Origin of the sequence: Streptomyces sp. NPDC052023 (assembly GCF_044548465.1) — a bacterium.
Classification (GTDB): Bacteria; Actinomycetota; Actinomycetes; order Streptomycetales; family Streptomycetaceae; genus Streptomyces.
Genome location: NZ_JBIUBW010000030.1, coordinates 26,480 through 52,572 on the forward strand (window position 1 = coordinate 26,480; position 26,093 = coordinate 52,572).

Annotated in this window: 22 protein-coding genes and 3 pseudogenes; 14 read left to right on the forward strand and 11 right to left on the reverse strand. The window is 68.6% G+C overall.

The genetic code is table 11. The annotated features are described in order from the left end of the window. Positions 1-481 precede the first annotated feature (481 nt). The 4 genes from ACIHCM_RS35090 to ACIHCM_RS35105 form a co-directional block, all read right to left on the reverse strand. The gene (locus tag ACIHCM_RS35090) at positions 482-1,186 is read right to left on the reverse strand and encodes a hypothetical protein (protein ID WP_399905314.1); all 705 of its coding nucleotides are present in this window, start codon (positions 1,184-1,186) and stop codon (positions 482-484) included. Further along, complete coding sequence (locus ACIHCM_RS35095) at positions 1,186-1,710, reverse strand: SigE family RNA polymerase sigma factor (RefSeq protein WP_399905317.1); 525 nt, start codon at positions 1,708-1,710, stop codon at positions 1,186-1,188. Before ACIHCM_RS35095 ends, ACIHCM_RS35090 begins: the two co-directional genes overlap by 1 nt. 128 nt (positions 1,711-1,838) lie before the next feature. Continuing rightward, positions 1,839-2,411 (reverse strand): hypothetical protein, encoded by a 573-nt coding sequence (locus ACIHCM_RS35100; RefSeq protein ID WP_399905320.1) that lies wholly within the window; start codon positions 2,409-2,411, stop codon positions 1,839-1,841. 354 nt (positions 2,412-2,765) lie between these two features. Continuing rightward, complete coding sequence (locus ACIHCM_RS35105) at positions 2,766-3,794, reverse strand: MarR family transcriptional regulator (RefSeq protein WP_399905323.1); 1,029 nt, start codon at positions 3,792-3,794, stop codon at positions 2,766-2,768. Positions 3,795-4,019: 225 nt separating this feature from the next. On the opposite strand from ACIHCM_RS35105, the gene ACIHCM_RS35110 reads away from it, so the two are divergent. Genes ACIHCM_RS35110 through ACIHCM_RS35125 form a run of 4 tightly spaced genes read left to right on the forward strand, consistent with a single transcriptional unit; the run spans position 4,020 to position 8,320 of the window. Next, positions 4,020-4,943 carry a hypothetical protein gene (locus tag ACIHCM_RS35110; RefSeq protein ID WP_399905326.1) on the forward strand — a complete coding sequence of 308 codons (924 nt, stop codon included), beginning with the start codon at positions 4,020-4,022 and terminating at the stop codon, positions 4,941-4,943. Continuing rightward, the gene (locus tag ACIHCM_RS35115; protein ID WP_399905329.1) at positions 4,940-5,476 is read left to right on the forward strand and encodes a hypothetical protein; all 537 of its coding nucleotides are present in this window, start codon (positions 4,940-4,942) and stop codon (positions 5,474-5,476) included. The genes ACIHCM_RS35110 and ACIHCM_RS35115 overlap by 4 nt, the downstream gene beginning before the upstream one ends. A 15-nt stretch (positions 5,477-5,491) precedes the next feature. Beyond that, positions 5,492-7,630: a glycoside hydrolase domain-containing protein gene (locus ACIHCM_RS35120; protein ID WP_399905332.1), complete on the forward strand. Its 2,139-nt coding sequence runs from the start codon at positions 5,492-5,494 to the stop codon at positions 7,628-7,630. 12 nt (positions 7,631-7,642) lie between these two features. Continuing rightward, positions 7,643-8,320 (forward strand): hypothetical protein, encoded by a 678-nt coding sequence (locus ACIHCM_RS35125; protein WP_399905335.1) that lies wholly within the window; start codon positions 7,643-7,645, stop codon positions 8,318-8,320. Between the two features lie 359 nt (positions 8,321-8,679). On the opposite strand, the gene ACIHCM_RS35130 is transcribed toward ACIHCM_RS35125, so the two are convergent. Then, entirely contained in the window at positions 8,680-9,378 is a 699-nt protein-coding gene (locus tag ACIHCM_RS35130) for a hypothetical protein (RefSeq protein ID WP_399905338.1), read from the reverse strand. Between the two features lie 570 nt (positions 9,379-9,948). Here ACIHCM_RS35130 and ACIHCM_RS35135 point away from each other — a divergent pair. Beyond that, the gene (locus ACIHCM_RS35135) at positions 9,949-10,347 is read left to right on the forward strand and encodes a hypothetical protein (protein WP_399905341.1); all 399 of its coding nucleotides are present in this window, start codon (positions 9,949-9,951) and stop codon (positions 10,345-10,347) included. A 649-nt stretch (positions 10,348-10,996) separates the two neighbouring features. Here ACIHCM_RS35135 and ACIHCM_RS35140 read toward each other — a convergent pair. From ACIHCM_RS35140 to ACIHCM_RS35160, 5 genes and pseudogenes are all read right to left on the reverse strand, one after another. Then, complete coding sequence (locus ACIHCM_RS35140; protein ID WP_399905344.1) at positions 10,997-11,911, reverse strand: YceI family protein; 915 nt, start codon at positions 11,909-11,911, stop codon at positions 10,997-10,999. Between the two features lie 311 nt (positions 11,912-12,222). Next, positions 12,223-12,627, reverse strand: a complete 405-nt coding sequence (locus ACIHCM_RS35145) for an ATP-binding protein (protein ID WP_399905347.1) — start codon at positions 12,625-12,627, stop codon at positions 12,223-12,225. 15 nt (positions 12,628-12,642) lie between these two features. Beyond that, a complete protein-coding gene (locus ACIHCM_RS35150) occupies positions 12,643-12,855 on the reverse strand; it encodes a hypothetical protein (protein WP_399905350.1) in 213 nt (70 codons plus the stop codon). Positions 12,856-13,244: 389 nt separating this feature from the next. Beyond that, positions 13,245-13,469, reverse strand: a pseudogene (locus ACIHCM_RS35155) (hypothetical protein); the annotation flags it as partial. 137 nt (positions 13,470-13,606) lie between these two features. Next, positions 13,607-13,768, reverse strand: a pseudogene (locus ACIHCM_RS35160) (hypothetical protein); the annotation flags it as partial. Positions 13,769-14,033: 265 nt separating this feature from the next. On the opposite strand from ACIHCM_RS35160, the gene ACIHCM_RS35165 reads away from it, so the two are divergent. From ACIHCM_RS35165 to ACIHCM_RS35195, 7 genes and pseudogenes are all read left to right on the forward strand, one after another. After that, positions 14,034-14,747, forward strand: coding sequence for a cysteine hydrolase (locus tag ACIHCM_RS35165; protein WP_399905352.1), 714 nt, complete (start codon positions 14,034-14,036; stop codon positions 14,745-14,747). A gap of 340 nt (positions 14,748-15,087) precedes the next feature. Next, positions 15,088-16,170: an alpha/beta hydrolase gene (locus ACIHCM_RS35170; RefSeq protein ID WP_399905355.1), complete on the forward strand. Its 1,083-nt coding sequence runs from the start codon at positions 15,088-15,090 to the stop codon at positions 16,168-16,170. A 638-nt stretch (positions 16,171-16,808) separates the two neighbouring features. After that, positions 16,809-17,498, forward strand: a pseudogene (locus tag ACIHCM_RS35175) (IS5 family transposase); the annotation flags it as partial. 242 nt (positions 17,499-17,740) lie between these two features. Continuing rightward, entirely contained in the window at positions 17,741-19,087 is a 1,347-nt protein-coding gene (locus ACIHCM_RS35180) for an ABC transporter substrate-binding protein (protein WP_399905358.1), read from the forward strand. Positions 19,088-19,109: 22 nt separating this feature from the next. After that, the gene (locus ACIHCM_RS35185) at positions 19,110-20,063 is read left to right on the forward strand and encodes a carbohydrate ABC transporter permease (protein WP_399905361.1); all 954 of its coding nucleotides are present in this window, start codon (positions 19,110-19,112) and stop codon (positions 20,061-20,063) included. Next, entirely contained in the window at positions 20,060-20,902 is an 843-nt protein-coding gene (locus ACIHCM_RS35190) for a carbohydrate ABC transporter permease (protein WP_399905364.1), read from the forward strand. The genes ACIHCM_RS35185 and ACIHCM_RS35190 overlap by 4 nt, the downstream gene beginning before the upstream one ends. Continuing rightward, the gene (locus ACIHCM_RS35195; protein WP_399905367.1) at positions 20,903-23,176 is read left to right on the forward strand and encodes a glycosyl hydrolase family 65 protein; all 2,274 of its coding nucleotides are present in this window, start codon (positions 20,903-20,905) and stop codon (positions 23,174-23,176) included. Positions 23,177-23,467: 291 nt separating this feature from the next. Here ACIHCM_RS35195 and ACIHCM_RS35200 read toward each other — a convergent pair whose 3' ends face one another. After that, positions 23,468-24,514 carry a LacI family DNA-binding transcriptional regulator gene (locus ACIHCM_RS35200; RefSeq protein ID WP_399905370.1) on the reverse strand — a complete coding sequence of 349 codons (1,047 nt, stop codon included), beginning with the start codon at positions 24,512-24,514 and terminating at the stop codon, positions 23,468-23,470. 370 nt (positions 24,515-24,884) lie between these two features. Between ACIHCM_RS35200 and ACIHCM_RS35205 the strand changes: the two genes are divergently transcribed. Both ACIHCM_RS35205 and ACIHCM_RS35210 read left to right on the forward strand, forming a co-directional pair. Continuing rightward, positions 24,885-25,142 carry a hypothetical protein gene (locus ACIHCM_RS35205; protein WP_399905373.1) on the forward strand — a complete coding sequence of 86 codons (258 nt, stop codon included), beginning with the start codon at positions 24,885-24,887 and terminating at the stop codon, positions 25,140-25,142. A 41-nt stretch (positions 25,143-25,183) separates the two neighbouring features. Further along, complete coding sequence (locus ACIHCM_RS35210) at positions 25,184-25,453, forward strand: hypothetical protein (protein WP_399905376.1); 270 nt, start codon at positions 25,184-25,186, stop codon at positions 25,451-25,453. Positions 25,454-26,093 lie beyond the last annotated feature (640 nt).

Here is a 26,093-nt window from a genome sequence, read left to right on the forward strand (position 1 = left end):
CACGGCGAAAGCAATGGCAGCCGACCGCCGCCAGCACACCGGCCTCCCTGGCGAGTGACTGACAGCCGAATTGGTCCACGGTTCGCGAAGGAGTTGGTGGGGCTCGGTCAGCAAGCCGCCGGGTGTCGCGTTGGCGAGTTGCCCTGGGACGACGCCCGGTGAGCGTCGCGTTTCCGAGCCTGCCGAGGACGTCCACCCCGCCCGCAGGGGGTGGGAACCGGTCGACGGGGTCAGTGCGTTCGCCGGTGCGAGGCCGACGGCCAGGGGCACTGTCCGGCTGCGTCCGCTCTGTTGCAGGCGGCGCGCCCTGTCGTAGCGGCCCAGCAGCGTGCGCCTCGTACTTCCGCCCGTGGCCGTCGCGGCAAGTGAGCACTCCACGAACGGCGACTCAAGTGCCGCACGCCGCCTCTCGTACAGTCGGCCGGTCAGGTCTGCATCCTCGCAGGGAGGCGCCGAAGCACACACCGGAAGGCGCGGGTCGTCATGGCTGGGTGGGGGTCGTGGTGGCGACTTCCTCCCCCTGCTTGTCGTAGAGGGTGACGCTGTTGATGGTGAGGTTGTCGTGGAGGGGGGCGTCGGTGTACCAGACGCCCCAGCCGGGCTTGCCGGCCAGCCGGACGACAGAGGCCGCGACCTTGCCGTCGCTGGTGTCGACGACGACCCGGACGGTGCTGTGCTTGGTCACGTAGATCCCGGAAAGGAAGTAGCGGTCGCCCAGGGGCTCCGTCATCAGGCCGATGCCGGGAGTGCCCAGGTCGATGTTGCCGTCGACCACGCTACGGAACTGGTAGTCCATCTCAGGTGTCGACCAGTGCTTGCCTTCCCCGGTCAGCCACAGCTCGACGCCTGCCCCGGCGTCGACCCGCTCGCCCGGTACCACTACCCGCACCGTGTCCTCGGCCGATGTATCCGACTGCGTGGGGCGTGAGGCGACCTCGGTCCGTTCCGGAGGGCTGTGGTCGGGGAGGACGGCGCGGGCCGTGACGAAGGTCAGCGGAGCCAGGAGCAGGCAGCAACCGATCGCCAGCCCCGCGGCGCGTCGGCGCCGCCTGGCACGGCCCGCCCGTTCGATGGCGGCAAGGGGCACGGGCGAAGGTGTGACGGCGTCGGCCACCTCGCTGAATGCGTCGTGCAGTCGTTCGGCTTCGTACCGAAGCTCGGAGAAGGGCCCAGAGGTCCGGGACATCAGCGCTTCGCCTCCTGGTGGGCTGGGTGGAGGATGAGGTGGGGATGGCTGCGCAGGGCCTCCAGGCCGCGCCGGGCATGCGTCTTGACGGTGCCGACGGAGCAGTTCAGCGCCTCGGCGATCTGCTGTTCGTTCATGTCCTCCCAGTAGCGCAGCACCACCACGGCACGCTGGCGGGCGGACAGGACCGCGAGGGCCTGGACGAGTACGGCACTCTGCTCGACGGCCTCGGCGTGCCCGCCGTGCGACCGGTGCATCGGCTCGGGCAGCAACGGCATGAGCAGGTGGGCTATACGTTTCTTGCGTACCCGGCTGATGTTGTTGTTGACCAGAGCCCGGCGTATGTAGGCGTTGACCTCGTCACGCGGGATCTTCCGCCACCGCGCGTACACCTTGGCCAGCGTGGTCTGGACGAGGTCCTCGGCCTCGTGGAAGTCACCGGTGAGCATATGAGCCGTACGCACCAGGCGGGGCCAGGCCACGGTGGCGAACTCGGTGAAGTCGGCGTGGCTCTCGTGCGTCACGACAACGGATCCTTGAAGTTGGGGGGAGTAGGGGACGGGGTCGGCTGGGTGGCCAGGGCGAGGGCCGGAAGGATCCGGCCCTCGCCCAGGAGGGTCACCTCTGAAGAGCCGTCAGGACCCGGGCTTGCCTACGGGTGGGAAGGGGTGAGGGACGTGATCTTCTTTCCGTGCTTGTCGTAGAGGGTGACGCTGTTGATGGTGAGGTTGTCGTGGAGGGGGGCGTCGGTGTACCAGACGCCCCAGCCGGGCTTGCCGGCCAGCCGGACGACAGAGGCCGCGACCTTGCCGTCGCTGGTGTCGACGACGACCCGGACGGTGCTGTGCTTGGTCACGTAGATCCCGGAAAGGAAGTAGCGGTCGCCCAGGGGCTCCGTCATCAGGCCGATGCCGGGAGTGCCCAGGTCGATGTTGCCGTCGACCACGCTACGGAACTGGTAGTCCATCTCAGGTGTCGACCAGTGCTTGCCTTCCCCGGTCAGCCACAGCTCGACGCCTGCCCCGGCATCGATACGCTGCCCCGGCGCCACCACCCGCACCGTGTCCGCCGCGTGTGCGGTCGCCCCGATGGACCGGCCGTGGGCCTTCGCGGCGGCCGGCACCTGCTCCGGCGCGACGGCCTGGGCCGCCGCCGGCGCTCCCGCCAGCGCGACCGCGACCGCCACGGCGGCCGCGCACTTCTTCGTTGTCGTCATCCGAGTCATGGATGTGGCACTCCTTGCGGATCGTTGCGAGCAATCAGAGTGGAGGGCGCCCTCTCCACCCCTTGTAACTCCGCCCGCTCACCATCCCGATGACACGATCCGCCACCTACTGCCCGATCACACCACCGGATCCCGCTCGGCAGGCCGCCAAGCTGCGCCCGCGACGTTCACACGACCGATGGTCGCCTCGCGAGCGCACGCGGGGAGCCGCGTGTGCCCGTCGTGGGGGCTTCGAGGTGGGCCTGGGAACGATGACATCCGAGATGGTCGAAGGAGTTGGGGCGGGTGCGGGTTCCTGTCGATGGGCGGTGGAGCGACGCCCCGCTGCCAGACGGGGCGCACACCGTCGCCGGGTCATGCCGACCGCGCGCCGATCCGGGCCCGTCCCGGACCGGGCGGCTCGTCGTCCGGTCTGCGCCCTTCGAGCAGCGCCTGGCCGAGCGGGGACAGGGTGTGCCAGACGGTGTTCGTCACCCGCCGGCTGGTGATCAGGTTCGCGTCCCGCATGGTCGCGGCGTGCTCGCTTGCCGAGGCGGCCGAGATGCCCAGCCGCCGGGCAAGCTCCCCACCGGTCGTGCCGTTGGACGACGCGATCTCCTCCAGCACCGCCGCGCGGGTGCGGCCCAGAAGGCGGGCGAGCGCGGTCAGTTGGGGGGTTCCCCCGTCCTCCGTGAGGAGCTGGAGGCCGCGGTTGGCGGGATAGACCAGCACCGGGTCCAGTTCCCCGTCGCGCAGTGTGATGGGGCGGCGCCAGCAGAAGTACGAGGGGATCAGCAGCAGTCCGCGGCCGTTGAGGAAGAGGTCCTGGCGCACCGGGTAGTCCACTGTGAGCACCGGCGGCTCCCAACGGGCCAGCGGATGGATGTTGCCCAGGAGCCGCTCGACGCCGCCGTCCAGCAGGTCGCGCGCACGCAGTGCACGTTCGCCGTCGATCACCGCACGGATGCGGGGCCACGGGCGTGCGAGTACCTGCTGGTGGTAGCGGCGCATGGCCCCGCCGAGCCGGTGCATCGTCTCCGGCTCGCCCAGGGCCAGCCCGCGCATCCACGGATCGGCGTGGCGCCGGGCGGGCAGCAGGGCGAGTTCGCCGCGCAGGCGGGCGCGGCCGACGCTCATGACGGCGTCCACGGCGGACTCCAGGTCGATGCCCACGCCCGGAGTCAGGAAATCGGGCGAGTAGCCGCGCGGCGGTGCCAGCCGGCGCAGCAGGGAGATCGCCGGATCGAGTGGATTGAGGGCCGTGGCCCGCCAGGGCCCGAAGACGATGTGGTCCGGTGAGGCGCCGAGCGCGTGCAGGCTCAGCAACATCTCCCAGGACGGGTCCGGTGCGGTGGCGAGACGGACCCGGCCCAGGTCATCGGAAGAGAAATGAATGTTCAGCACAGGCGAAACCCCCCGAGGTGACTGGCTGTGAGGTAAGAGGGACGCAGGGGCGCGGCAGTTGCGTCGCTTCCTTCACAACGGCCCTGTGCGGCAGGGCTTTTCGGGTGAGACCGAAAGTGCGTGCGGTGCGTTCGGCCTACCGGACACCCTGAAGGCGACCGAGGACGGTCGGCCTCCCGGACATCCCGAAGGCGACCGGAGACGTACGGGTGTGGGGGAGACCTGGTGCGCAGATTCGCCGCGCTGTCACTGCTGCTGATCACAACGCTTGCCGCCTGCGGACCGGGCGACCCGGGCGCGCGCGCCGAGCCGGACGCGACGCTCCCACGCGAGGCCACCACCGAGGAACTCGCGACCCTCCGCCGGGCCGAGGAAATCCTGGAGCGCCGTTGCATGGCCCGCGCCGGGTTCGCTCTGCCCGCCGCACCCCAGCCTGCCCGCAGCGGCCCCGAGCCGCCACCGATGGCGCTCGTCCTGGCCGACGTGGCCTGGGCCCGCGAGCACGGCTACGGCACCCGCGTCCGTACCCCCGAGGAGACCGCCCGCCTGCGCGCGGACGACCCAGTGGGTGACCGCCTCCGGGCCCTGACGCCCGAGCGGCGCGCCGAGGCGCTGCGCGCCTGGCAGGGCGGTGGCGTCGACACCGTCGAGGTCACCCTGCCCGGCGGGATGACGACCGGGCGGAGCACCCGCGGCTGCACCAGCGAGGCGCGCGGTGAGCTGTACGGCGACTTCCGCACCTGGTTCGGCGCCGACGCCGTGGACCGCGGGGTAACGGCGCTGGCCATGAGCCGGGCGCAGGCGGACCCGGTGTTCACGAAGGCGCTGCGGGACTGGTCGGACTGTGCGGCCGGACGTGGGCTACCGCATGAGTCCCCGCAGCGGCTGCGAGCCGCGCTGGGCGACTCGGCGCCCGAGGCCAAGGAGATCGAGTACGCCGTCGCTGAGGCGGCCTGCGCCGTCGGCTCAGGCCTCGCGGACGTCGCCACGGACGTCGAGGAGCGGCATCTCGCGCAGGTGCGCGAGCAGTACCTCGCCGACGTGATCCACGCCCGCCGGATGCGGCTCGCCGCACTGCCGGAGGCGGACCGGATCGTCCGCGACGAAGACCCGTCGCGGCTCAACACCCACAAGAAAGGCACGAGATGAAGCAGTACGTACGCAGCATCCTGGCCATGGCGGCCGTGATCGGGCTGGTCGCCACCGCGGGTCCCGCGATGGCCGACTCGGACACCGGACCATCCGCACCGGCGGCGGCCGGCGCCACGCCCGGCGCGCCGACCCCGGTACGGCCCGGCGCCGACCTCAGCGCACTGGCCGCGGCCGACGGGGCGGACGGCTACCTCTACGCCTACGACCTGCCCAACTTCCGGGGCGACTGGTGCCGGTGGGACCGCAACGACGAGTGGTGGGGCAACGACTGCGGCAACTTCAACGACCGCGCCACCTCCGTGTGGAACAACGGCTTCCCCGGCCTCTTCAGCGAGGTCGCGCTGCGCCGTGACGTGAACCCGAGCACGAACCAGTCGTCGTTCTGCATCGAGGCGGGCAGCTACTACGCCGACCTGTCCCTCGGCTACGAGAAGTTCCTCGACGGCGGCTGGGCGGACAACGCGATCAGCGGGCACCGCTGGTTCACCGACGACGCCGACTACATCCACGACCCGCACTACGCCTGCTGACCGGAGCGAGAAAAAGTGGCCATCACCATCAACCTGCGTGCCACCTGGGGACAGTACGCCCCCTGGCTCAGACAGGAACACGCCTCGTTGCCGCCCGTTCCGGGAGAGCCGTGGTCGGGGCACATGGGTGTCTTCCTGCACTACCTGGGCACCGGCAGCACCAGCAACCTTCAGACGGAGGAGGACTGCCGGAGGGCGGTCGCGGGCGTCTACGAAGATCACGTGAACAGCAGCGAATACGAGGGAGACATCGCTTACAACTTCCTCGTCTGCCCGCACGGCCACATCTACCAGGGGCGCGGATACGAACGCGGTGCAGGAAACGCCGGCAAAGCGCCGTTCATCGAGGGCGTGGGGCGTAATGAAGGATTCTATTCAATCCTGGGCATGATCCGCTCGCAGGACGTGGCGAGCGAGGCCATGCTGCGCTCGATCAGAAACCTCATCGACCATCTGCGTCACGAGGCTCCCAGGAAGACCGGGAAAATAATCCTCCCGCACTCCTTCCAGTACGACACCGAATGCCCCGGCAACCTGCACATGTATGCGCGTCAGGGGACGACGATCGATCCGTCCGCGCCATGGCGGGGACCTGCCGACATCTATGTGTACCGGACGCAGAAGTGGGTGAACGCGACCTACATTGCGGCACCCGGGTACGTGTTCTGCCCCGAGACCGGCTACACAGGCTGGAACACCGTGCTCTCCCTCACCCAGGGCCTCCAGCACGAACTCGGCATATCTCCCACCGTCCAGAACTTCGGCCCCGGCACGTTCAACGCGGTGAAGAACCGCGAGTCGGTGCCGGAGTTCGAGCGGAACGAGAATCTGCTGCGCCTGTACAACGGGGCGCTGTGGTGCAAGGGCTACTGGGCCTCCCAGTTCCTCGGCGGATGGGGCGAGGAGTCCGAGGCATCCCTCCGGCAGCTGTACGCCGACATGGGCCTGGACCATGCCAACGCCGGGCAGCGCCTCGCCATGTGGCCGCATGTCCTGAAGTCGCTGCTGCGCATGGACCAGTTCCGGCTCGTGCCGGGTGGCGACCCCCACGTCCGGGCGATCCAGCAGCGGTTGAACGCCCGCTATGTGGCCGGCATCGGCATTCCCGCGATGAGTCTGGTGCCCTGCGACGGGATCTACTCCCGCGATGTCCAGCAGGGGCTCATGATGGCCATCCAGTACGAGACAGGGATCGCGCTGGGTTCGATCAACGGGTACTTCGGACCCGGCACGCAGGCAGCCCTCAAGGGACGGGGATCGGCGACCCTCACGGGCGATCTGCGGTACCTGTTCCGCGCCGCGTGCTACGTCAACTCACCGACATACACGGCGAACGGACAGGCGCACTACCTGCCGGCGGACATCGGAACCGACGCCCGCACGGGCACGCACGTGGGGTGGCTCCAGGCCTTCCAGAGGTTCTCCCAGCTCCCGGTCACGGGCCACAACGACTACGCGACCTGGGCGCAGCTCCTCGTGTCGTCCGGTGACACCTCACGGGACGCCACCGGCTGCGACTGCATCACGGAGATCACCCCGCAGCGCGGTCAGTTGCTCAAGGCCAACGGCTACCACATCGTCGGCCGCTATCTGGACGAGCATCTCGCCCCGGGTGACGAGGGCTATCTCGGCAAGGCGCTCAAGCCCGGCGAGCCGCAGGCCATTCTGAACGCCGGGCTGAGGTTCTTCCCCATCTTCCAGTACAACGGCACGGAGCTCGGCAACTTCACCTATGACAAGGGCTACGACCAGGGGAAGAAGGCCCACGCGAAGGCCGCCGAACACGGGATCGGCGCCGGTACGTGCATCTACTTCGGGGTCGACTACGACGCGACGGACGAGGAGATCACCAGCCATGTCGTGCCGTACTTCAACGGCGTCAAGGCCGCTCTCGCCGAACTCGGCAGCCGCTACACCTTCGGCGTCTACGGTTCCCGCAACGTGTGCATCCGGGTGTCGAAGGACGCCGGCGCCCGCTGGTCGTTCGTGTCCGGGATGTCCTGGGGGTTCTCGGGGAACCTCGGTTTCCCGCTGCCGGAGAACTGGTCGTTCAACCAGATCCACGAGTACGAGTTCCAGGCGGGCTGGGGCCTGGACCACAACATCTGGCGCGACGGCGGCGATCCCGGCGTCTCCGCCGTCGGCCGAGGATGAGGGAGGAAGCCGATGATCTCCAGACGCAGTCTCCTGGGGGCCGCCGTCGGCACGGGCGTGCTGGCCGTGGCGTCGGGCGCCCTGGCCACCCCCGAAGCGGCGGCCGTGCCACGCACGCGGCCTTGGGCGGGTGGCGCCTCGGCCAACGGCTGGCGGATCGAACCCGCCACCGTCACCGTCCACCACGTCGAGGGGTCCGCCGCGTCGCTCGGGCTGCGGCATGGTGAGGTCGCGACGGTGCTGCTGCACGTCGCGCGGCGCTGGCACTACGAGATCGCCGCGATCGACACGGGTGAGGGAGGCGGTGTCGCCGGTTACACCACGCGGCGTACGGTCGGCGCCGACTTCGAGTCCAACCATCTGTCCGGCACCGCGATCGCGCTCCACCCCACCGCTTATCCGCTGAAGGGGAGCGAGCGGCTGTGGCCGCACCAGGAGGCGATCGTGCGGGACATCCTCGCGGACTGTGACGGGACGGTCGTGTGGGGCGGTGACCTGACCCCGGTGAAGGTCTCGCACTTCCACATCGCCGCGCGTCCCGGGGACGGAGCCCTGGCACGGGTCGCGGCCCGGCTGGACACCAGCCGAACCACCGTGCCCCGCACCCAGACGGCCGGCACGGTCGCCGACCCGGCGGCCCCGCACCGACGGGCCAAGGCCCGGCGCCTGCGCCAGGCTCAGGGCGCCTGAGCCCGGAGAGACACCGAGCGGCGGGTCGCTGGAGGCTTCGAGGGCCTTCAGCGCCCCGTCGTCGGGGCGGCGTCTCCCGGCTCCGGCGAACCGCCTCGCTACCGTGCCGGGGTGCGCAGGTTGATGGGACTCCGGTCCCGCGCTCCGTCCAGGACCGTGTGGTCTATGGCGGGCCGAGGGCGGGGAGTGGCCGCGGTCGGTGCGATGGTGCCGCGGTCGCTCAGCGCCGTCTGCCACTCGCTCGGCCGGGGAGGCGTTCCTCGTTCGCCGGCGGCCTGCGAGAAGAGCCGCCGCACCGCGGCTTCCTGCCGGTCGTTCAGGCAGCCTGCGACGAGTTCCAGCTCCTCTCCCGGTGAGACCTAAGGGTCCTTGGCGAGGATGCGTCCCGCCACGAGCGCAGTCTTGTACGCGTCCGAGTCCACCGTCGCATCGGTGGAGGGCACCAGCGGGTCGTTCCAATCGGGAGTGGCGGCCTGGGCCTGCACGGCCGCACGCCCCACTCGGCGGAAGCCGTCGCAGTCCAGGAAGTGGACGGCGGTGTCTGGACTCAGGGACCACAGCACGTTGGCCTGCGAGATGTCCCCGATCACCAGCCCGGCACTGTGGAACCAGCCGATGGCCTCCATACAGGCCAGTGCCAGTGCCAGTGCTCGGCGCAGCTCCGGACTTGGCTGCGCCACCTCCTGCCAGGCCACCTTGGGCGGCCTGATCAGGTACTGCAGCTCAAGTAGCTTCGTGGTCCCGACAGCGGAGCGCCGGCTCACGTCGGACGGGGCGCGCCGCATCAGGAATCCGAGCGGGCGCCCGCCATCGACCACCCGGCAGAGGGGCCAGGCTGCAAGAGAATCGAGGCGGCTCCGGTCCGACTGGCCGAGGCTCTGCCGAAACGCGACCAGGTCGGCGAGTGCGCCGCCGTTGACCTTGGACGGGTACTTGTACTCCTTGAAGAGCAGGGAGCCGTCGGCCAGAGCATGCACATCGCCCTGGCCGCCGATGCCGACCCGGTCCCGCATCACAAGCGATGCGCGGGCGACGTCCGCGCCGTCCTCCGTGCTCATGCCCCCTCCTCCCACACGCAGATGACGGTCCGGTCGTCGTCGTAGGACTTGGCTCGGGTCTGGGCCTGCCAAAGGAAATCGGACAACGGGGGGACCTCAGGGCGTGCGCGAGGTGGTCGGCGAACTCGGGGTCCTTCTGGGGAGGGATGCTTTCACACTGCTGTAGGCGTGCGGGAGCGCCTCGGTGCGAGTGTCGAGGAGAGCACTGTCCCCGGCCGGACTGCCCTGTTCCCAGCGCCCGCCACGGAAGACGAGAAGTCCGCCGTCGCCCACGCTGAACACGACGCGCTCGCGGATGCAGGAACCGCTGACGTGGACCAGTGATGTATGGGGAGGGCTGCTTTGAGCGGCGACGGAAGACAGCGGGGCGTCATCCGGCTGGGTCGACGAGGGTCGCCCGTCCAGCCCGAGCCTCGGTTGCAGCGCCCGCAAGAGCCGTGCACGCACACTGTGCAGCTCACGAAGCTGCTGGGCCTTGGTCATTCCCGTGTGTGGCGGCTCTGTCTGCTGACACGATGGACGCTGGGACAGCTCCGTACTCGCGGGGCGACAGCGGGAGTTGGAGGAAACGTGGAGGACTGGATCTACATCCTCAACCCGAACAAGGACACGCTCGACGGAGAACCTTCGGACAAGGAGACCATCCGAAGACTCGCGCGGGAGGAACCCGAGCTCGATCTGTGGCTCAGCCGGCGTAACCGTATGAGCAAGGGCGACCGCCTGTGGTTCTTCTTCAGTGCGCCGGAGTCGGCCGTCGCGGCGGTCGCCGAGGTCGACGGGGCGCCGTACGAGGATCCAGAAGACCCGGAGTTCTCGTACCGAGTCGAGGTGACACTGCTGCCGGATCCCACGGACGCGTTGTACGACAGCCCGGTCAGCCGGGAGGAACTGGGCCTCGGACAGGTGAGGTCGGTGCAGAAGGTGAAGCCCGAGGCGCTGCCCGTGCTGTTGGCGAGGGCGGGGTTGTAGGACGACCAGAACGGGGGAGGAGACGGGTCCTCTGGACTCATGAGCTTTCGCTCGTCGAGTGGCCCGCCCCTCCCAGTTATCGTGATCGGTATGCTGGCCTCGCACTTGCTGGTCATCGGAGACCGAGCCGCCCTGAGCGGGGTGGTGACCGAGCAGCGGATGGCGTTCCCCGCGGGGCGGGCGCGGCGGCCAGGGCGCTGGAGGAAGGCGATGAGATCTTCCTCTACGCGGGGCTGCTTCCGGAATCCGACGCGGGACCTCGGACGGGTCGTCGGCCGGGCCACGATCGCCAGTTCGGTGCGGACCCTGGACGAGCCTGTCGCCTTCGGGCAACGGACCTTTCCGGAGGGCTGCCGCCTGAAGGTCTCCGGCCTGGACCGCTGCCGTGAGGGGCTGGCCCTGCGCGACTTGGTCCCGCGCCTGTCGGTGTTCCCTGACCCGGCCTCGTGGAGCGTCCGCATGCGTCGCGCGTCGCTGACGCTGCCCCCGGCTGACGCCGACCTGGTGCGTGGGGGGCGCAGCCGTTTCTGCGCCCCTGCGACGAGGCGGCCGAGGGCTACCGCTGGAAGCAACCCTGTGTCGGATTGGTCCGGGGCATGGGCGACCGCCGACCCCAGGTTCGGTGGGGCGCGGAGGACCGGCCTGTCGCCTACTCCGGGGGCGTGGGGGTCTCGGGGGTGCGGTACATCGCTTGTACGTCCAGCTCCAGTTGCACGGTCGGACCGACGACCGCGATGCCCCGGGCGAGCATGGAACGCCAGTTGAGGGTGAAGTCCTCGCGGTGCAACTCCGCCTTCGCCAGCGCCGCGCAGCGCAGTTCCTGCTCGTAGCCGCCGTTCACCGTACCGAGGTACGACGTGTCCAGGCTCACGGAGCGGCTGGTGCCATGCATGGTGAGCGTGCCGTGCAGCGTCCACTTGGAGCCACCGCGGTAGACGAACCGGTTGCTGGCGAAATCGATGTACGGATAACGCTCGACGTCGAGGAAGTCCCCGGAACGCAGATGGTTGTCGCGGGTCTTGTTGCCTGTGGTGATGCTGGATGCGTCGATGCGTACCGAGACCTGTGAGTCGGCCATGTCCGGTGCGATGCGGATGCCGCCGTCGAAACGGGTGAACCGGCCGTGGACGTGCGCCATGCCCACGTGCTTGGCGATGAACCGGATCGCGGTGTGCGGCGGGTCGAACAACCAGGTGCCGGGCGGCGGGAGTTCCAGTTGGCGGGCGGCAAGCAGCGTGATGCGCGCCGGGGCGAGGACGACTCCGGCGGCTATGTCGACGGGCTCGCGGGCGGGGGTGAGCCCCTCCGCCGCGGCCATCACGCTGTACGAGCCCGGCGGCAGGGTCACCATGAACAGGCCGTACGGGTCAGTGGTGCCGCAGGTGACGACGCGGTGGCTGTCCAGCGCCGTCACCGTGACCTCGGCACCCCCCAGGGGCTGCCCCATGGGATCGACGACCTCGCAGGTGTATGCGCCCGCGCCGGCCGGCAGGGGTACCGAGATGCCCGGCGGGGCACCGAAAGCGGTGCGGGAACGCCGACGCCGGAGCAGTCCGAGGGCCATGCAATTCGCCTTTCTTGAGCCGTGTCACCACCGCGAACCCCGGGAACGTGCGGACGTCCACGGTTGCAATGAGTCTTCGGGAACTAGTTGCAGGCGCGATGAGATTTACTCTTCAACAATCATAGAGGAGGTGGTGGAGAGTAGTTGCTCACTGATGTCGACACACGGCAACGCACTGCAAATGCGTCCGCCACCGTCAACGGCCGTATTCTGCGGGCCATACCGCGACTCCTTGGCCTCGCGCTTTGCATCACTGCTGGGGCGAAGGGCACCCATAGTTCCCCGAGAGTTACGCAGGGCTCGCCGCTCCATCACGCGGTCCACACACTCCGCGCACGTCGGGACGCGTCCGTGCCGCCCGCGCCGACGTCAGTCGAGTCCATCCATCCGGACCCCTGGGCGGTTGAGAAGTCGATTTCCGCCCAGACGGTCTCGCCGCCCGGCGGATACGGTTCCGTGTCCCAGCGGTCGGCCAGGGCAGTGACGAGGAGGAGGCCACGGCCTGTCTCACTGTCGGGCCGAGTCTCGAAGTCCGTGACGGCTGATGGAATGTGGTCGCCCCGAGCATCGGTGACCGCGATTCGCGGAAGTCCGGCCGTGGGGTCGAGGCGGAGCGCCAGGCGGACGTCGCGTCCCTGAGCACGGCCGTGCAGCGCCGCGTTGGCTGCCAGCTCCGCCACGATCTGCTCCGCGCGCTCCACCACGGACGGTGACATCTGTCAGGCTTTTCGCTACTCGGAAATCAGGGCAATTGCCGGGTGGGTGCCGGGCTTGGATTTCCGGCCACGGGCGAGGCGGCGCATCTGATGGCGGACCTTTGCCATGCCGGCAGCGGAGGCAAGGGCCTTGTCCGACCAGGTCACCGGCTCCATCTGGCGATCCGCCTCCCGATACTGCCTCCAGCGGTCGGGGAGGTCGGGGCTGACCGCGAGGGAGGTGCCCATGCCGACGACCGCCACCCCGGTGTCGAGAACCCTCTCTGCAGTGACGCGCTGAGCAGCGAAGGGCCCTGCGCGGCTACCGCATCTGGCTGTCCAAGACGCAGAGCGCCACAGGTCGCTGACCCCGCCCCTGTGGGCATCCCTTCGCCTGTGCCTGGTGCGCCCAGATCAGTTCGGCACACCGGGCGCCTCTGTGTGCTGCCCTGAGCCACTGCCTGTGCGCCACGTGATCACCAGCAGATGCTCGCGCTCGCTGAGGCCGGGACGAGGCGATGCGCTTCGTCGGTGCCGAGGCACCGTGCCGGAGCCACGAGAGCACGTCGCGCGCGCCGGTCACTCCGTCGATCTGCTCGAGGAAGAGAGATCGGCAAGACCGCGACGTGGCAAGGTGCTCAGCCGATGGTTCGTGAGGTGATCAGGGACCAGGCGAAGTCGGCGAGTATGTGGAAGTCGTTCTCCCGTAGGCCGATCCGCGGGCTGACGTGGTGCAGGAGCGCGGGCCCTTGGCGGTGGGCCGTCACGTACGCCTGATCCAGCTCGCTCTGCTCGTCGTCCAACCAGGCGAAAGGACGGCCGTCGGCGTAGGGGATCAGCGCTCCGGTCTTCCAGTGGACTCCACCGCAGGAACGCTCGGTGCTCGGGCAGGTAGCAGCTGGTGGCCGGCTCGTCCGCCCGCACCAGTGCCTGCGCACCCTTGTCGCCCAACGGTGATCACACCGGCCAGATCATCCACCGCACAGGCCCGGCCGTAGTCGTCTGGAGCGGTGGCGCCTCCCGCCATGACCCCGCACTCGGTGCAGCCTCGCCATGCACTCGGGGCGGAGACGGGTACGGCGATCAAAGGGCCGCACATCGACACCACCCGGACAGGGGAGCCGTGGGCCGCCACGACTGCGATGGATGAAGAGGCGGTCATCCAGGCAGTATGCCTGGGCCCACTGACAGCGCCCGCGGCGACCAAGGTGGCCGGCGCAGGGAGCGGCTCAATGCTGTCGCCAGCCAGCGGTTACGGGGTAGCCCCTGGCAACCGATCTTGGCCGGCCCCAGTCGCGGCTGCGGCGCTGTCACAGATTCAGGGGCCATCCGGTCAACTGGCTAAAAGGTGCAAATCGAGTCAGATCGAATTCTGTAACTCCATGCATCCGCTCCTGCACCTTCGCGCTACCACTCAGGAGTCCACCATGGCGTCCAACCGGGCCGATCCCTACGCGGAGCCTTCCGCCCCAGCACTTCCGGACAGCGGCTTCCAGCTCGACCTGTCACGCACGGCTCTCGTCGTCACCGACCCACAGATCGATTTTCTCAGCCCGGCGGGCGCCACATGGGAGGTCTTCGGTGGCAGCGTCACCGACAACGACACCGTTCTCCATATCGGGCAACTGCTGGAAGCCGCCAAGGCCGCTGACATCACCGTGGCGATCTCGCCGCACTACTACTACCCGTCCGACGATGCATGGCATTTCGGCGGCCCGTTGGAGCAATACATGCACTCCGTGGGCATGTTCAAGCGCCAGGGTTCTCTCGCTCTGGACGGCTTCGCCGACTCCGGGGCCGACTTTCTGCCCGCCTACCGGGAACACATACTCGACGGCAGGACCATCATCACCTCGCCGCACAAGATCTTTGGGCCCGAGTCGAACGACCTCGTCCTCCAACTGCGTAAGCACGGAGTCTCGCAGGTCATCCTGGGCGGCATGGCCGCCAATCTGTGTGTCGAGAGCCATCTGCGCGAACTCATCGAGCAGGGCTTCGAAGTGGTCGTCGTGCGTGACGCCACAGCCGGAGCCCGGCTGCCCGAAGGCGACGGGTACCTCTCCGCGCTCGTCAACTACCGCTACTTGGCCAGTACGTCATGGACGACGGCGGAAGCTGTCACGGTGCTGCGCGAACGCTGACCACCGCATCCGACGACCGAGGGACATACCTCGCGAGCCGAAGTCACACTTGCGGCCCTCGTAGGGAGCCGTTGCGTGCCGGGAGGCGTCCGCCTACTCGTGCGCCCGTCCATCAATGGCACGGGTGGCATCACCGCTCGTGGTGGCGGCCAGCAGCAGGAGTCACGGCTCAGCACCGTCCTACGGAGGTGCGTCATCGCCACGCTCGCTGGCCAAGTCGAGAACAACGGCGACGGCGACCGTATCGCGGACACCTACTGCCCTGAACACCTGAGACCCCTTTCAGCACATCGCGGTGTCATCGACACACCGAGCCATTCGATCACCAGGAGAACGTTCCATGTCCTTGATCAGCAAACGCGGCATCAGCCGCAAGACCGCTGTTGCCGCCCTGCTTCCCCTCACCCTTGGGGTGGTCGCGGCCACCAGCGCACTGGCCGCTCCCGCCCAGTCCAAGTCCACCCCTGATTGGCCGCTGGTCCTGGAGCACGACGCCAAGGCCTTCGCCGACGCCGCGGCCAAGACTCCACCCATCTACACGCTGTCCCCCGCCGACGCCCGAAAGGCCCTGGAGGACGCCCAGTCCGGTCCGATCGACAAGCCGCCTGCCGACATCAGCCACCGCACCCTGAAGGTGGGACCCACCGGAACGGTGGACGTCCGCGTCGTCCGCCCCAAGGGGGTCAAGGGCAAACTCCCCGCTGTCGTGTACACCCATGGTGGCGGCTGGGTCCTGGGGAGTGAGAACACCCACGACCGGCTGGTGCGCCAGATCGCGAACGGTGCCCGCGCCGCGGTGATCTTCGTCAACTACACCCCCTCACCTGAAGCGCGCTTCCCCGTCGCGATCGAACAGGCCTATGCCGTCACCAAGTGGGTGGCCGAGCACGGAAGGGACATCAACGTCGACGGTTCCCGGCTCGCCATCGCCGGTGACAGCGTCGGCGGCAACATGGCCGCCGCCGTCACCCTCATGGCCAAGCAGCGGGGCGGACCGGAGCTCGACGGCCAGGTGCTGATGTACCCCGTCACCGACGCCAACTTCAACACCGACTCGTACCGCACCTTTGCCGACGGTCCCTGGCTCACGCGCAAGGCCATGCAGTGGTTCTGGGACAACTACGCCCCGAACAAGAAGGACCGCAAGAACATCCTCGCCTCTCCGCTGCGGGCCAACCTCAACCAGCTCAAGGGGCTGCCCAAGGCGCTGCTCATCACCGACGAGGGAGACGTACTGCGCGACGAGGGCGAGGCCTACGCTGCCAAGCTCCGTGCCGCCGGCAACGACATCACCACCGTCCGTTACCAGGGCGCCATCCACGACTTCGCCATGCTCAACGCCGTGGCCGACACCAACGCCACCAAGGCCGCCGTCAAGCAGGTCAACGAGTTTCTCTACGACGACCTGCACCACGGCTCCTGATCCACCCTGGCGGCCCCGGTCCTCGGCCGCCGACCGCGAGCAGACCAGGAATGGCGCCCGTCGGGGGCGCCATTCCTCCGCGACGGGGGCGCCGACCGGGACACCTCGCCGCTGGGCTCTGAAAGCTGCCCAGCAATGAACGAGCCGTTCCCACGGTGGCGACGAGGTCGCTCGTCTGGATGAGGACGAGGCCGCGGCTCGTGCAGGGAAGCAGGTCGAGGGCTCGGGGCATGAGTGACCAGTTCCTTGCCGATGTTGTCGCCAAGCGCGGGCTTCTGCGCCTGGTGGTGTGCCAAAGATGCAGCTCCGCCGGACTTTCCGGACGTGCGCAAACGCGACGATGCGCGGGTACTCCCTCCGCCGGAGTTCACATGCCATGCGAAGTCGCTGTCCGGCATGGTCTCCTGCTCCGGGCCGGAGTTGCCCCGCAGCAGCGAGGGCCGCCTCGGCGCTACGCCGTGCGGAGCCTTCCCTGCTCGACGTCAGTGACCAGTCCCGCGTCCGCGTCGGTGGGTTCCGTCGCGGACTCGTACGACAACGCGATGGCCGAGGCCCTCAACGGCACCTGCAAGGCTGAACTGATCGAACACCAAGGCCCCTGGCGGGACGCTGACCGGGTCGAACGCGCCGTCGTTCAGCGGCAGGCCTTGTGCGGCATCCAGTTCGTCCTGCACACCGGCATCCAATGGGAGTACTTGCCCCAGGAACTCGGCTTCGGCTCGTCCATGACCTGCTGGCGCCGCCTTGCTGCCTGGAACGAAGCCGCGTCTGGGACCAACTGCACCAGCTGCTTCTGAAAGCGCAGGTCGAAGAACCAGCTGGACTGGTCCCGGGCGGTGATCGACTCCTCCCACGTCCGGCCCCCCGCAGGGGCCCAGAAGCGGCCAGCCCCATCGACCGCGCACGCCCGGGCAGCAACCATCACATCATCACCGACGGCCAAGGGATCCCGCTCGCGGTCTCGCTGACCGGCGGGAACCGCAACGACGTCACCCAACTGCTGCCCCTGCTCGACAAGATCCCAGCAGTGGCCGGAGCCGTCGGCCGGCCACGCCGGCGGCCCGACATGCTCTTCGCGGATCGCGGCTGCGACCACGACAAGTACCGCCGGTTCCTACGGCAGCGCGGGACCGGCGCGTGATCGCCGAGCGAGGACAACACGGCACCGGCCTGGGCACCTTCCGCTGGGTCGTCGCACGCACCATCTCCTGGCTCCACGCCATCCGCCGCCTGCGCACCCGCTGGAACGACGCGACGACATCCACGAAGCTCTTCTCGGCTTCGCCGTCTGCCTGATCACCCACCGGCACGTCCAGCGGCTTTGTTAGGACCAGTAAGCCGCTCGGGCATCCGGTGTTCACACCTGCGACGCTGACCGGACTTCAGACGGGGCACTGCGCGCAATATGAACGATCCAATCACTGTGCCTCCCGGGGGTTGACGCGGCGCTCCCCAGGGCCCATGTTGAACGATCAAATCAGCTTGTTCGGACCGCGGTGACGGGGCGCTGCCGTGGGTCGTGGGCAAGCATGCGTACAGCGAAGGAGGAAGTACGGTGAGTTCGTCGCACATGAGCCGCAGGAGAGCCGGCACCCGGGCAGCCACCAAGGCAGCCACGAGGGGGCGTCGGCCGGCTTGGGCCGTCGCGGTGCTGGCCGCATCGCTCGCCACCACACTCGTCGGATGCGGCGGGGACTCCTCCGAACCGTCGGCCGGCAGCCCGGGGAAGTTCTCCGGGCGCGGCCCCATCACCCTCGCCACCGGCAAGGACACCACCGGTACCATCCAGGAGCAGCTCGACCGCTGGAACAGCGAGCACCCCAAGGAGATGGTCACCCTCGTAGAGCTGCCCGAGAGCGCGGACCAGCAGCGGCAGCAGTTCATCCAGAACGCGCAGACCAAGTCGGACGCCTACACCGTGCTGAACCTGGACCCCATCTGGGTGGCCGAGTTCGCCGCCAACCAGTGGATCGACGAGCTTCCCGCCGCGCAGTTCCCGCTCGACAGGATGCTTCCTGCCGTCGTCAAGACCGGCGAATATTTCGGCAAGCAATACGCCATCCCCTACAACACCAATGCGGGTCTCCTCTTCTACCGCCAGGACCTGCTGGACAAGGCGGGCGTGCAGCCACCCACAACCTGGGACGACATGAAGGACGCCTGTGCCGAAGTCGCCAAGCTGCCCGAGGGGAAGGGCGTCGACTGCTACGCGGGCCAGTTCGACAAGTACGAGGGCCTGACCGTCAACTTCTCCGAGGCGGTTGCCTCGGCGGGTGGCACCGTCGTCGATGCCGAGGGCCGTGCGACCGTCGACACCGAAGAAGCCAAGAAGGGACTGCAGTTCCTCGCCGACGGCTTCAAGGAGGGCACCTTCCCCGAGGAGGCCTCGACCTACCAGGAGGAGGACGGCCGCCGCGCCTTCCAGGCAGGAAAGCTGCTTTTCCACCGGCAGTGGCCGTACCAGTGGGCACTGGCCAACGCCAAGGACGGCTCGAGCAAGGTCGCCGGCAAGTTCGGGGTGGCGCCGCTGCCCGGACTGGACGGTCCGGGTAAGTCTTCCCTCGGCGGACTCGACCTGGCGGTGAGCAAGTTCGCCAAGAACAAGGCAACCGCCCTCGATTTCATCAAGTTCTTCTCCAGCGAGGCCAACGCCCGCACCAACCTGAAGGTCAACTCGGCTGCGCCGCCGTATGCCGGCCTGTATGACGACCCGGCCCTGCGTCGACAGTTCCCCTACCTGGCCACCCTCAAGGAGTCCTTGAGCGGCGCGGTGCCTCGGCCCGTGGTCGTCCAGTACGGCGATGCCACAGCCGCCATCCAGGAGAGCGCGGCCGCGGCGCTGAGCGGATCGAAGTCGGTCGACGCCGCACTCGCCGATATGCAGCGCGACCTGTCCGCGGCGATCGCCGAGAAGTAGGCCGACGGAAAAGGGTCACCTGGTGTCCGTCCTCTCCCAGGCGAAGCCACGCCGCGGCACCGCGTCCCGGCCCTCGCGTCACTCGCGCAGGGCCGGGACCGGCCGACTGGCCGCCGCCTTGCTCTCTCCCAGCCTGATCGTCCTCGGTCTGGTCGTCGGCTATCCGGTACTCGCTGCCTTCCGGCTGTCCTTCGTCGTCTCCAGCGAGTCCATCGACCCGCAGACCGGTTTCAAGGTCACCGCCACCTCCTTCGGTCTGGACAACTACGCGGCTGTGTTCACCGGGGACCGTTTCCTGCGCCCTTGGTGGAACACGACCTCCTTCGCTCTCGCCTCGGTTGCCATCGAGGTGCTCATCGGCGTCGCCATGGCGCTGGTCATGCACCAGGCCTTCCGCGGGCGGGCGTTGGTGCGGGCCGCGATCCTTGTCCCGTGGGCGATCCCGACGGCGATCTCGGGTCTGCTCTGGAAGTGGATCTTCAATAGCCAGGGTGTTGCCAACGAGCTGCTGGGCGCCAGGGTGCTCTGGAGCAGCGAGGGTTTCCAGGCATGGCTCTCCGTGGTGATCGCCGACACCTGGAAGACCGCGCCGTTCATCGGACTCCTGGTCCTCGCCGGACTCCAGATCATCCCAGGCGAACTGTACGAAGCAGCCAGGGTCGATGGCGCCTCGACCTGGTACGCGTTCCGGCGCATCACGCTGCCGCTGGTCCGCCCCGCGTTGGTGGTCGCGGTGCTGTTCCGGCTCCTGGACGTCCTGCGCATGTTCGACCTGCCGTACGTGCTCGTCGGCCCACGCAAGCACTCCGTCGAGACACTCTCGATGATCGCCTTCGAGGAAATGAGCAACCTGCGGTTCGGCACCGCGGCCGCCTACGCCACCGTGCTGTTCCTCTACATCGCCGCGGTCGCCTTCGCGTTCGTCAAGCTGTTCGGTGCCGATCTGATCGGACGGGGCACGAGGAGTTCACGATGACCACGACCATCAGCAGATTGCGTACCGGTTCCCTGGCACGGCGGATCGGCATCGCCGCGATCGTCCTCTACTGCCTCGCGCCCTTCTACTGGATGGTGGTCTCCAGCCTGCGCAGGCCCTCCGACCAGTTCTCCAACTCACCCCTTCCCCTGCCGGTCTCCTTCGACAACTACGCTGCCGCTTTCGACCCGCGCAACGGCTTCGGCCGCGCGCTGGTCAACAGCCTCATCGTCTCCGGAGCCACCACCGCGGTCACCCTTGTCGTCGCGATCTTCGCCGGCTACGCGCTCGCGCGGCTCAATTTCCGAGGAAAGACGCTCATCCTCACTTTGATCATCGCGGCGTCCATGTTTCCGCCGATCACTCTCGTCGTGCCGTTGCTGCAGTTCTTCACGGACGCGGGCTGGATCAACACCTACCAGGCAATGATCGTGCCGAGCATGAGTTTTGCCCTGCCGCTGGCCGTGTGGAACCTGACCGCGTTCTTCCGGCAAATGCCGGCCGAGCTGGAGAAGGCCGCTCAGGTCGACGGGTGCACGCCCGCGCAGGCCTTCCGCAAGATCGTGCTCCCTCTTGCAGCGCCTGGCATCTTCACCACAGCGATCCTGGTCTTCATCTCCGCCTGGAACGAATTCCTCATAGCCGTGAGCGTTGTCAACGACCGGGAGATGATGACCGCGAATGTGATCGTTTCTCTTTTCACCGGGCAGTACAAGTATGACCAGCCGTTCGGTACGCAGATGGCGGCCGGTGTCGTCGTGACGCTGCCGCTGGTGGTCGCGGTGCTTTTCTTCCAGCGCCGAATCGTCGACGGGCTCACCGCGGGAGGTTTGAAGTAAGTGACGGACTCGATCAGATCAGCCGCCACCGACGCATGGCTGCTTTCCACCGACGACGACGCGTCCCAAGCTTCCGGCCTTGAAGACGACAATTTCGCTGCGCTGACCGGCTACCATCCGACCTTCACCGGCAACGGCTACCTGGCCGCCCGGGTCCCAGCCGCCGGCAACGGATTCGCCGAGGCCCCCGTCCGCACGCAGTTCCATGTGGTCGGTCTGTACACCGGGCACCCGGGGGAGTGGTCGCGCAAAGCCGGGCTGCCCGCCTGGTCGGCGCTCGACATCGGCGACGGCAGCGGAACCTACAACGAAGCCTTCCTGCCGAGGGAGCGCGAACAGCGCGACGAGCAACTGGCGGGTGAGGAGCACCTGGTAGGCGGGGACTGGGAGCCGGTCGGCAGCTCCGCCCCGGCCGCTCTCGCCCGAGGCATCACACGCTACCGGCAGTCACTCGACCTACGGACCGGTGTCATCACCACCCGGGCCCGCTGGACCTCGCCGGCCGGCCGGGTCACCGACGTGTGCTACGAACTGCTCGCCGATCGCTCCAGGCCGCACGTCGCGGCGGTGACCGTGACCGTTCGGCCGCATTGGGACGGGCAGCTCGACGTGACCGACGCGCTCGACGGCCGGGCCGCGATCCGGCTGTGCGACACACGGACAGGGGCGGGGGAGGGTGACATCTGGCTCACCACGGCTGCCGAGGGCAGTGGTGTCCGGGCCGCTTTGGTGTCCCTGCTGCGGGGGCCGGCGGTCCCCTCGCGCGCCCAGTCCGCAATCGATGGTTCGGTCGGGCGGAGGGTAGTAGCGGACGTGGTGGCGGGACGCTCGTACACCTTCACCAAGTACGTGGGCATCGCCACCGGCCATGACGCGGACGACCCCCTGACCTTGGCGCGCACCGCGGCCGAAGAGGCGGCCCGGGCCGGTTACCGGCGGCTCACCGGGGACAACTTCCGCGCCTGGCAGAGGGAATGGTCGGGCGACATCGTCGTACACGGTGACACACGACTGCAGCGGCAGGTGCGAGCCGCGAAGTTCTATCTCCTCACCAGCGTGCGCGAAGACTCGCCGTGGTCGCCCTCACCCGTCGGGCTGTCCAGCGACGGCTACAACGGCCACGTCTTCTGGGACACGGAGACGTGGATCTGGCCGAGCCTGCTCGCCCAGCACCCCCATATTGCCGGCAGCGTGCTCGACTACCGCGCCAACCGGATGGACGCGGCCCGTTCCTATGCTGCGCAGTGCGGCCAACGGGGCGCACGGTTCCCCTGGGAAAGCGGCCTGCACGGCCACGAGGACACGCCCCGGTGGGCTCCCTTCGGCCGCTACGAACAGCACGTCAGTTCCGATGTCGCCCTCGCCTTCTGGCAGTACTGGCTGGCCACGGGCGACGAGAGCTGGCTGCGGGACAAGGGCTGGCCCGTGCTGCGCGGGGTGGCCGACTTCTGGGCTTCCCGCGCGGTGGCCGCAACGGACGGTTCGTACCACATCAACGGCGTGATCCCGCCCGACGAGTACGCCGACGAGCCCCACGACGACTCCGCCTACACCAATGTGGCCGCCCGCACCGTCCTGCGCTTTGCCGCCGAGGCGGCCGGGGTGCTCGGCGAGCCGGCCGACCCTTTGTGGGCGGAGGTTGCCGACCGCATGGTCGTTCTGTTCGACGAACAACTCAAGGTGCACCCCGAGTTCGCCGGTTACACCGGACAGCTGATCAAGCAGGCTGACGTCGTCATGCTGGCGTACCCGTGGGAGAACCCTCAGGCTGACGAGGTGACGCGGGCCGACCTGGCGTACTACAGCGCGCGCACCGACGAAGACGGACCGTCGATGACGGATTCCGTACACGCGATCCTCCATGCCCACGTCGGTGACACCAAGGGGGCGTTCGAGCGCACCAGGCGCAGTGTGGAGCCCTTCCTGCGCCCGCCTTTCGACCAGTTCGCGGAGGGCCGCACCGGAGGCGCGTTCACCTTCCTCACCGGCCATGGAGGATTCCTCCAGGTGTTCCTGTACGGCTACTCGGGACTACGGTGGCGGCCGGACCGGATCGAGCTGGCCCCGATCCTGCCGACTGAGCTGGACGGCATCACGCTGCGTGGCCTGCGGTGGCGGGAGCGGACCTTCGACATCGACATCCGCCCGGACACAACGGTGATCCGGCTGCGTGAGGGCGACGCGATGCCAGTCGGATCCGGTGGCTGCCGGTACCAGGTACCCAGTGGAGGCGAGATCGCCATCCCCACCCGGCAACCCGTCATGGCTCACTGAGCGACCGGCGGTCTGCGGCCAACAGCCCTCCGGAAAGCCACAGGAGAACAGGTTCCCGCCAAGAACAGTCGAGCGTAGCTGTCGCCCTTCAGCGCACCTACCGCCGGTGCCCGCCGCGCCCGGCAGCAGCGCGTACTGTCCTGGCTGCTGCCGGGGTCCACGGATGGAGATGCTGGTGGCAGCAGTGGGCCGACGGCGAGTGCACGCCGGGCTCTGTTCGTGTGTCGTTGGCGAGAGAGCCGCGTGGCGAGTGAGCTTCGCAGGCCGTCGCTCCTTGCATCGCCGGTCAGGTCAGCCGGTGGCCCGAACGATCAATTCCGGTTGCAGGAGGCGCTGCATGGGTTCCAGGCCTGAGGGGCTGGTCGTCATCCGAAGGAGTTCGGCCATGATCAGACGGCCTACTTCCTCGATCGGCTGTCGCACGCTCGAAAGCCCCAGTGCCGCCGCCGCCGCGGTGTCGTCGAAGCCCACGACGGCCACGTCCTCGCCGGCCCGCAGCCCGCGCTCACGCAGGGCCTGCAGAGCGCCCGCCGCCAGCGTGTCCGTCGCCGCAACCACCGCACTCGGTGGCTGAGGGCGGTCCAGTAGCTCGGCCATGAGCCGTGTTCCTGTCGACATCGTGTCCTGCCCGCGCACGTCAAGCCGGTGGCTCTCCGCCAGCAGGTCGTGCCGGTCCATTGCTGCGAGCCAGCCGCGCGCCCTGGCGTCGCCGACACTGGTCCCCTCGGGCCAGCCAATGAACCCGATCCGCCGGTGACCTGCCGCCACCAGGTGAGCGACAGCGGCCTCCGTTCCGTCGGCGTTGTCGATGTCGACCCAGCTGAAACGTTCGGCGCCTGCAGCGGTGCGTCCGAAGGCAACAAAGGGGACCCCGGCAGCGGTGAGGCGCTCCGGCCGCTGATCGCCCGACTCAATGTCGTACAGCACGACTCCGCTCACGGCACCGGTGCGCCACAGTGCGGTGCAGTGGTCGCTCTCCGCGTCCGTGTCCGCTGCCGTGAACAGCAGGACATGGTGATTCCCGGCCTGACCCGCCTCGACGAGCGCGTGCAAGAAGCGGTCGTGAATGGCGGCCACGGATTCGGTGGATACCGGCTTGATCCGGTACCCGACCATCCCGGGTGAGCTGGCCCGCAACGAGCGAGCCACACGGTTGGGGTGATAGCCCAGCTCGGCGATGACCTGCTGCACCCGCTCGCGGGTCACCGGGTGCACACGCTGGGGGGCGTTGAGTACGTTGGACACCGTCTGGCGGGAGACCCCTGCAGCCTGCGCGACGTCCGTGATCGTGGCGGACCCTCCCGATGCAGGGCGCCCGCGCCCGGAGACGAGTGCCACACTCACTCCTTGAGTAGTCTGGGCAGAACGGTTAACCACATGCGGGGACGGACACGAGCCGCAGCTTGTCGGCGATTTTATCGTTCAAGCCTGCTTTGTCGACTCTGTTCGCAAGCATGACTGCCCCGTCGCTGGTGGCCCATGGACGGCATTGCCCGAGCGCCCCGCCGTCTTGCTCGGGTGCAGCATGCGGCAGGGGCCTCTGCCCCGTTCAGAGGGGGGCCGTGCTCGTGCCCGGCACCCGCGCACCACCACCGGCCGGTTCCCTCCTTGCACCGTTGCGGTCGTCCGGTCCCGGAGCTCGTCCTGATGAGCCTCCGGATCCGCCGCCCCCAGCCGCCGCCCCCTCCACGACCTGCGGGAGATCCCCATGCCGCTGCTGACGCGCCCCGTCCGGCCGCTCGCCCTGCCCGTCGCACTGCTCCTGGCCACCGCCCTGATGACCGCCGGCCTGACCGGCTGCTCCGCGATGTCCCCGTTCAGCACATGTGACGACACGGCGGCGCGGCTGAAGGACCTGCGCTCTCAGTCAATCCTGAACTCCGTCCCCGAAGGAGCGACCGCCCCGGAAGGGCTCAACTCGGTTCACTCGCGCTGCATCGACGACACCGTCGACGCCTGGCTGTAGCCGCGCGCGTCTGCGCCTTCCCCGGCTCCCGGCAGAAGGTCGTGGACTTCTACCGCACCACCGCCCAGGCGGACGACTGGCACCTACAGCACGACCCCTCAGACCCGGACACCCCCGAAACGACGGCGGGCCTGTGCTTCACCAAAGGCGGGGAAGGCGAAGCCCTCCTGCTGACCGTGCAGTTCACTACGGCCAGCGACCTGAAGTTCGAGTACGACTACGACGCCGGGCCGGAGTTCGATTCGGGCTCCGCATTCGAGATAGAGGTCGGCTCCGAGACGGACAGGGCGAAAACCAGCTGCTTCAACTGACGCCCGGGCTCAAGGAACCAGCAACGTGGCCGCCCGCTGCCCGCCCTGCGCTGATCCCACTGCCGGGCTGTTCAGGCTCGGAGTCACCTCCGGCACCGGACATCTCCCGGCGCAGGGGGACTGCACCATCGTTCGGTGTAACTCCCGATCATGGAAGACGCATCGATGACCAGTGAGTTACGTGGCCGAGCAGGGCTGTCGAGGCGGCAGTGGCTGTGTCAACGAAGGCCGTGGACGACCGGCTGACCGACGAGTTGGTGAGCCGGGCCCAGGCTGAGGGCCTGCAGCTGACCGGCGAGGGCGGGCTGTTGTAGCAGCTGTCCAAGCGGCTGCTGGAGTCCGCCCCGCAGGGCGGGATCACCGACCGTCTCGGCTATGACAAGCACGTTGCGGGGGCAAGACCGGCTGCCACTCGCGCCACCGTAAACGGTCCAGGATCGTCGGCCGAGGTGAGGGCTCCGCGATCGGCACCCTGGTCGAGCGCACGACCCGCTTCCTTCACCTGATCCACCTGCCGCACGGCTGGAAGGCCCCGCCATCCGCAACGCGCTCATCACGCAGACCGCGCATATCCCGGCCCAGTTGCGGCGGACTCGGGAAGCCGCCGCAAGGGCGGACGAGGCATGGAGGTGTCTTGCCT

What these genes read in the sequence shown, in the direction of transcription:
- ACIHCM_RS35090 (WP_399905314.1), bottom strand. Translation starts at nt 1,186, where the DNA reads ATGTCCCGGACCTCTGGGCCCTTCTCCGAGCTTCGGTACGAAGCCGAA.
- ACIHCM_RS35100 (WP_399905320.1), bottom strand. Translation starts at nt 2,411, where the DNA reads ATGACTCGGATGACGACAACGAAGAAGTGCGCGGCCGCCGTGGCGGTC.
- ACIHCM_RS35115 (WP_399905329.1), top strand. Translation starts at nt 4,940, where the DNA reads ATGAAGCAGTACGTACGCAGCATCCTGGCCATGGCGGCCGTGATCGGG.
- ACIHCM_RS35125 (WP_399905335.1), top strand. Translation starts at nt 7,643, where the DNA reads ATGATCTCCAGACGCAGTCTCCTGGGGGCCGCCGTCGGCACGGGCGTG.
- ACIHCM_RS35130 (WP_399905338.1), bottom strand. Translation starts at nt 9,378, where the DNA reads ATGAGCACGGAGGACGGCGCGGACGTCGCCCGCGCATCGCTTGTGATG.
- ACIHCM_RS35140 (WP_399905344.1), bottom strand. Translation starts at nt 11,911, where the DNA reads ATGGCCCTCGGACTGCTCCGGCGTCGGCGTTCCCGCACCGCTTTCGGT.
- ACIHCM_RS35145 (WP_399905347.1), bottom strand. Translation starts at nt 12,627, where the DNA reads ATGTCACCGTCCGTGGTGGAGCGCGCGGAGCAGATCGTGGCGGAGCTG.
- ACIHCM_RS35150 (WP_399905350.1), bottom strand. Translation starts at nt 12,855, where the DNA reads ATGGGCACCTCCCTCGCGGTCAGCCCCGACCTCCCCGACCGCTGGAGG.
- ACIHCM_RS35165 (WP_399905352.1), top strand. Translation starts at nt 14,034, where the DNA reads ATGGCGTCCAACCGGGCCGATCCCTACGCGGAGCCTTCCGCCCCAGCA.
- ACIHCM_RS35170 (WP_399905355.1), top strand. Translation starts at nt 15,088, where the DNA reads ATGTCCTTGATCAGCAAACGCGGCATCAGCCGCAAGACCGCTGTTGCC.
- ACIHCM_RS35180 (WP_399905358.1), top strand. Translation starts at nt 17,741, where the DNA reads ATGAGCCGCAGGAGAGCCGGCACCCGGGCAGCCACCAAGGCAGCCACG.
- ACIHCM_RS35190 (WP_399905364.1), top strand. Translation starts at nt 20,060, where the DNA reads ATGACCACGACCATCAGCAGATTGCGTACCGGTTCCCTGGCACGGCGG.
- ACIHCM_RS35205 (WP_399905373.1), top strand. Translation starts at nt 24,885, where the DNA reads ATGCCGCTGCTGACGCGCCCCGTCCGGCCGCTCGCCCTGCCCGTCGCA.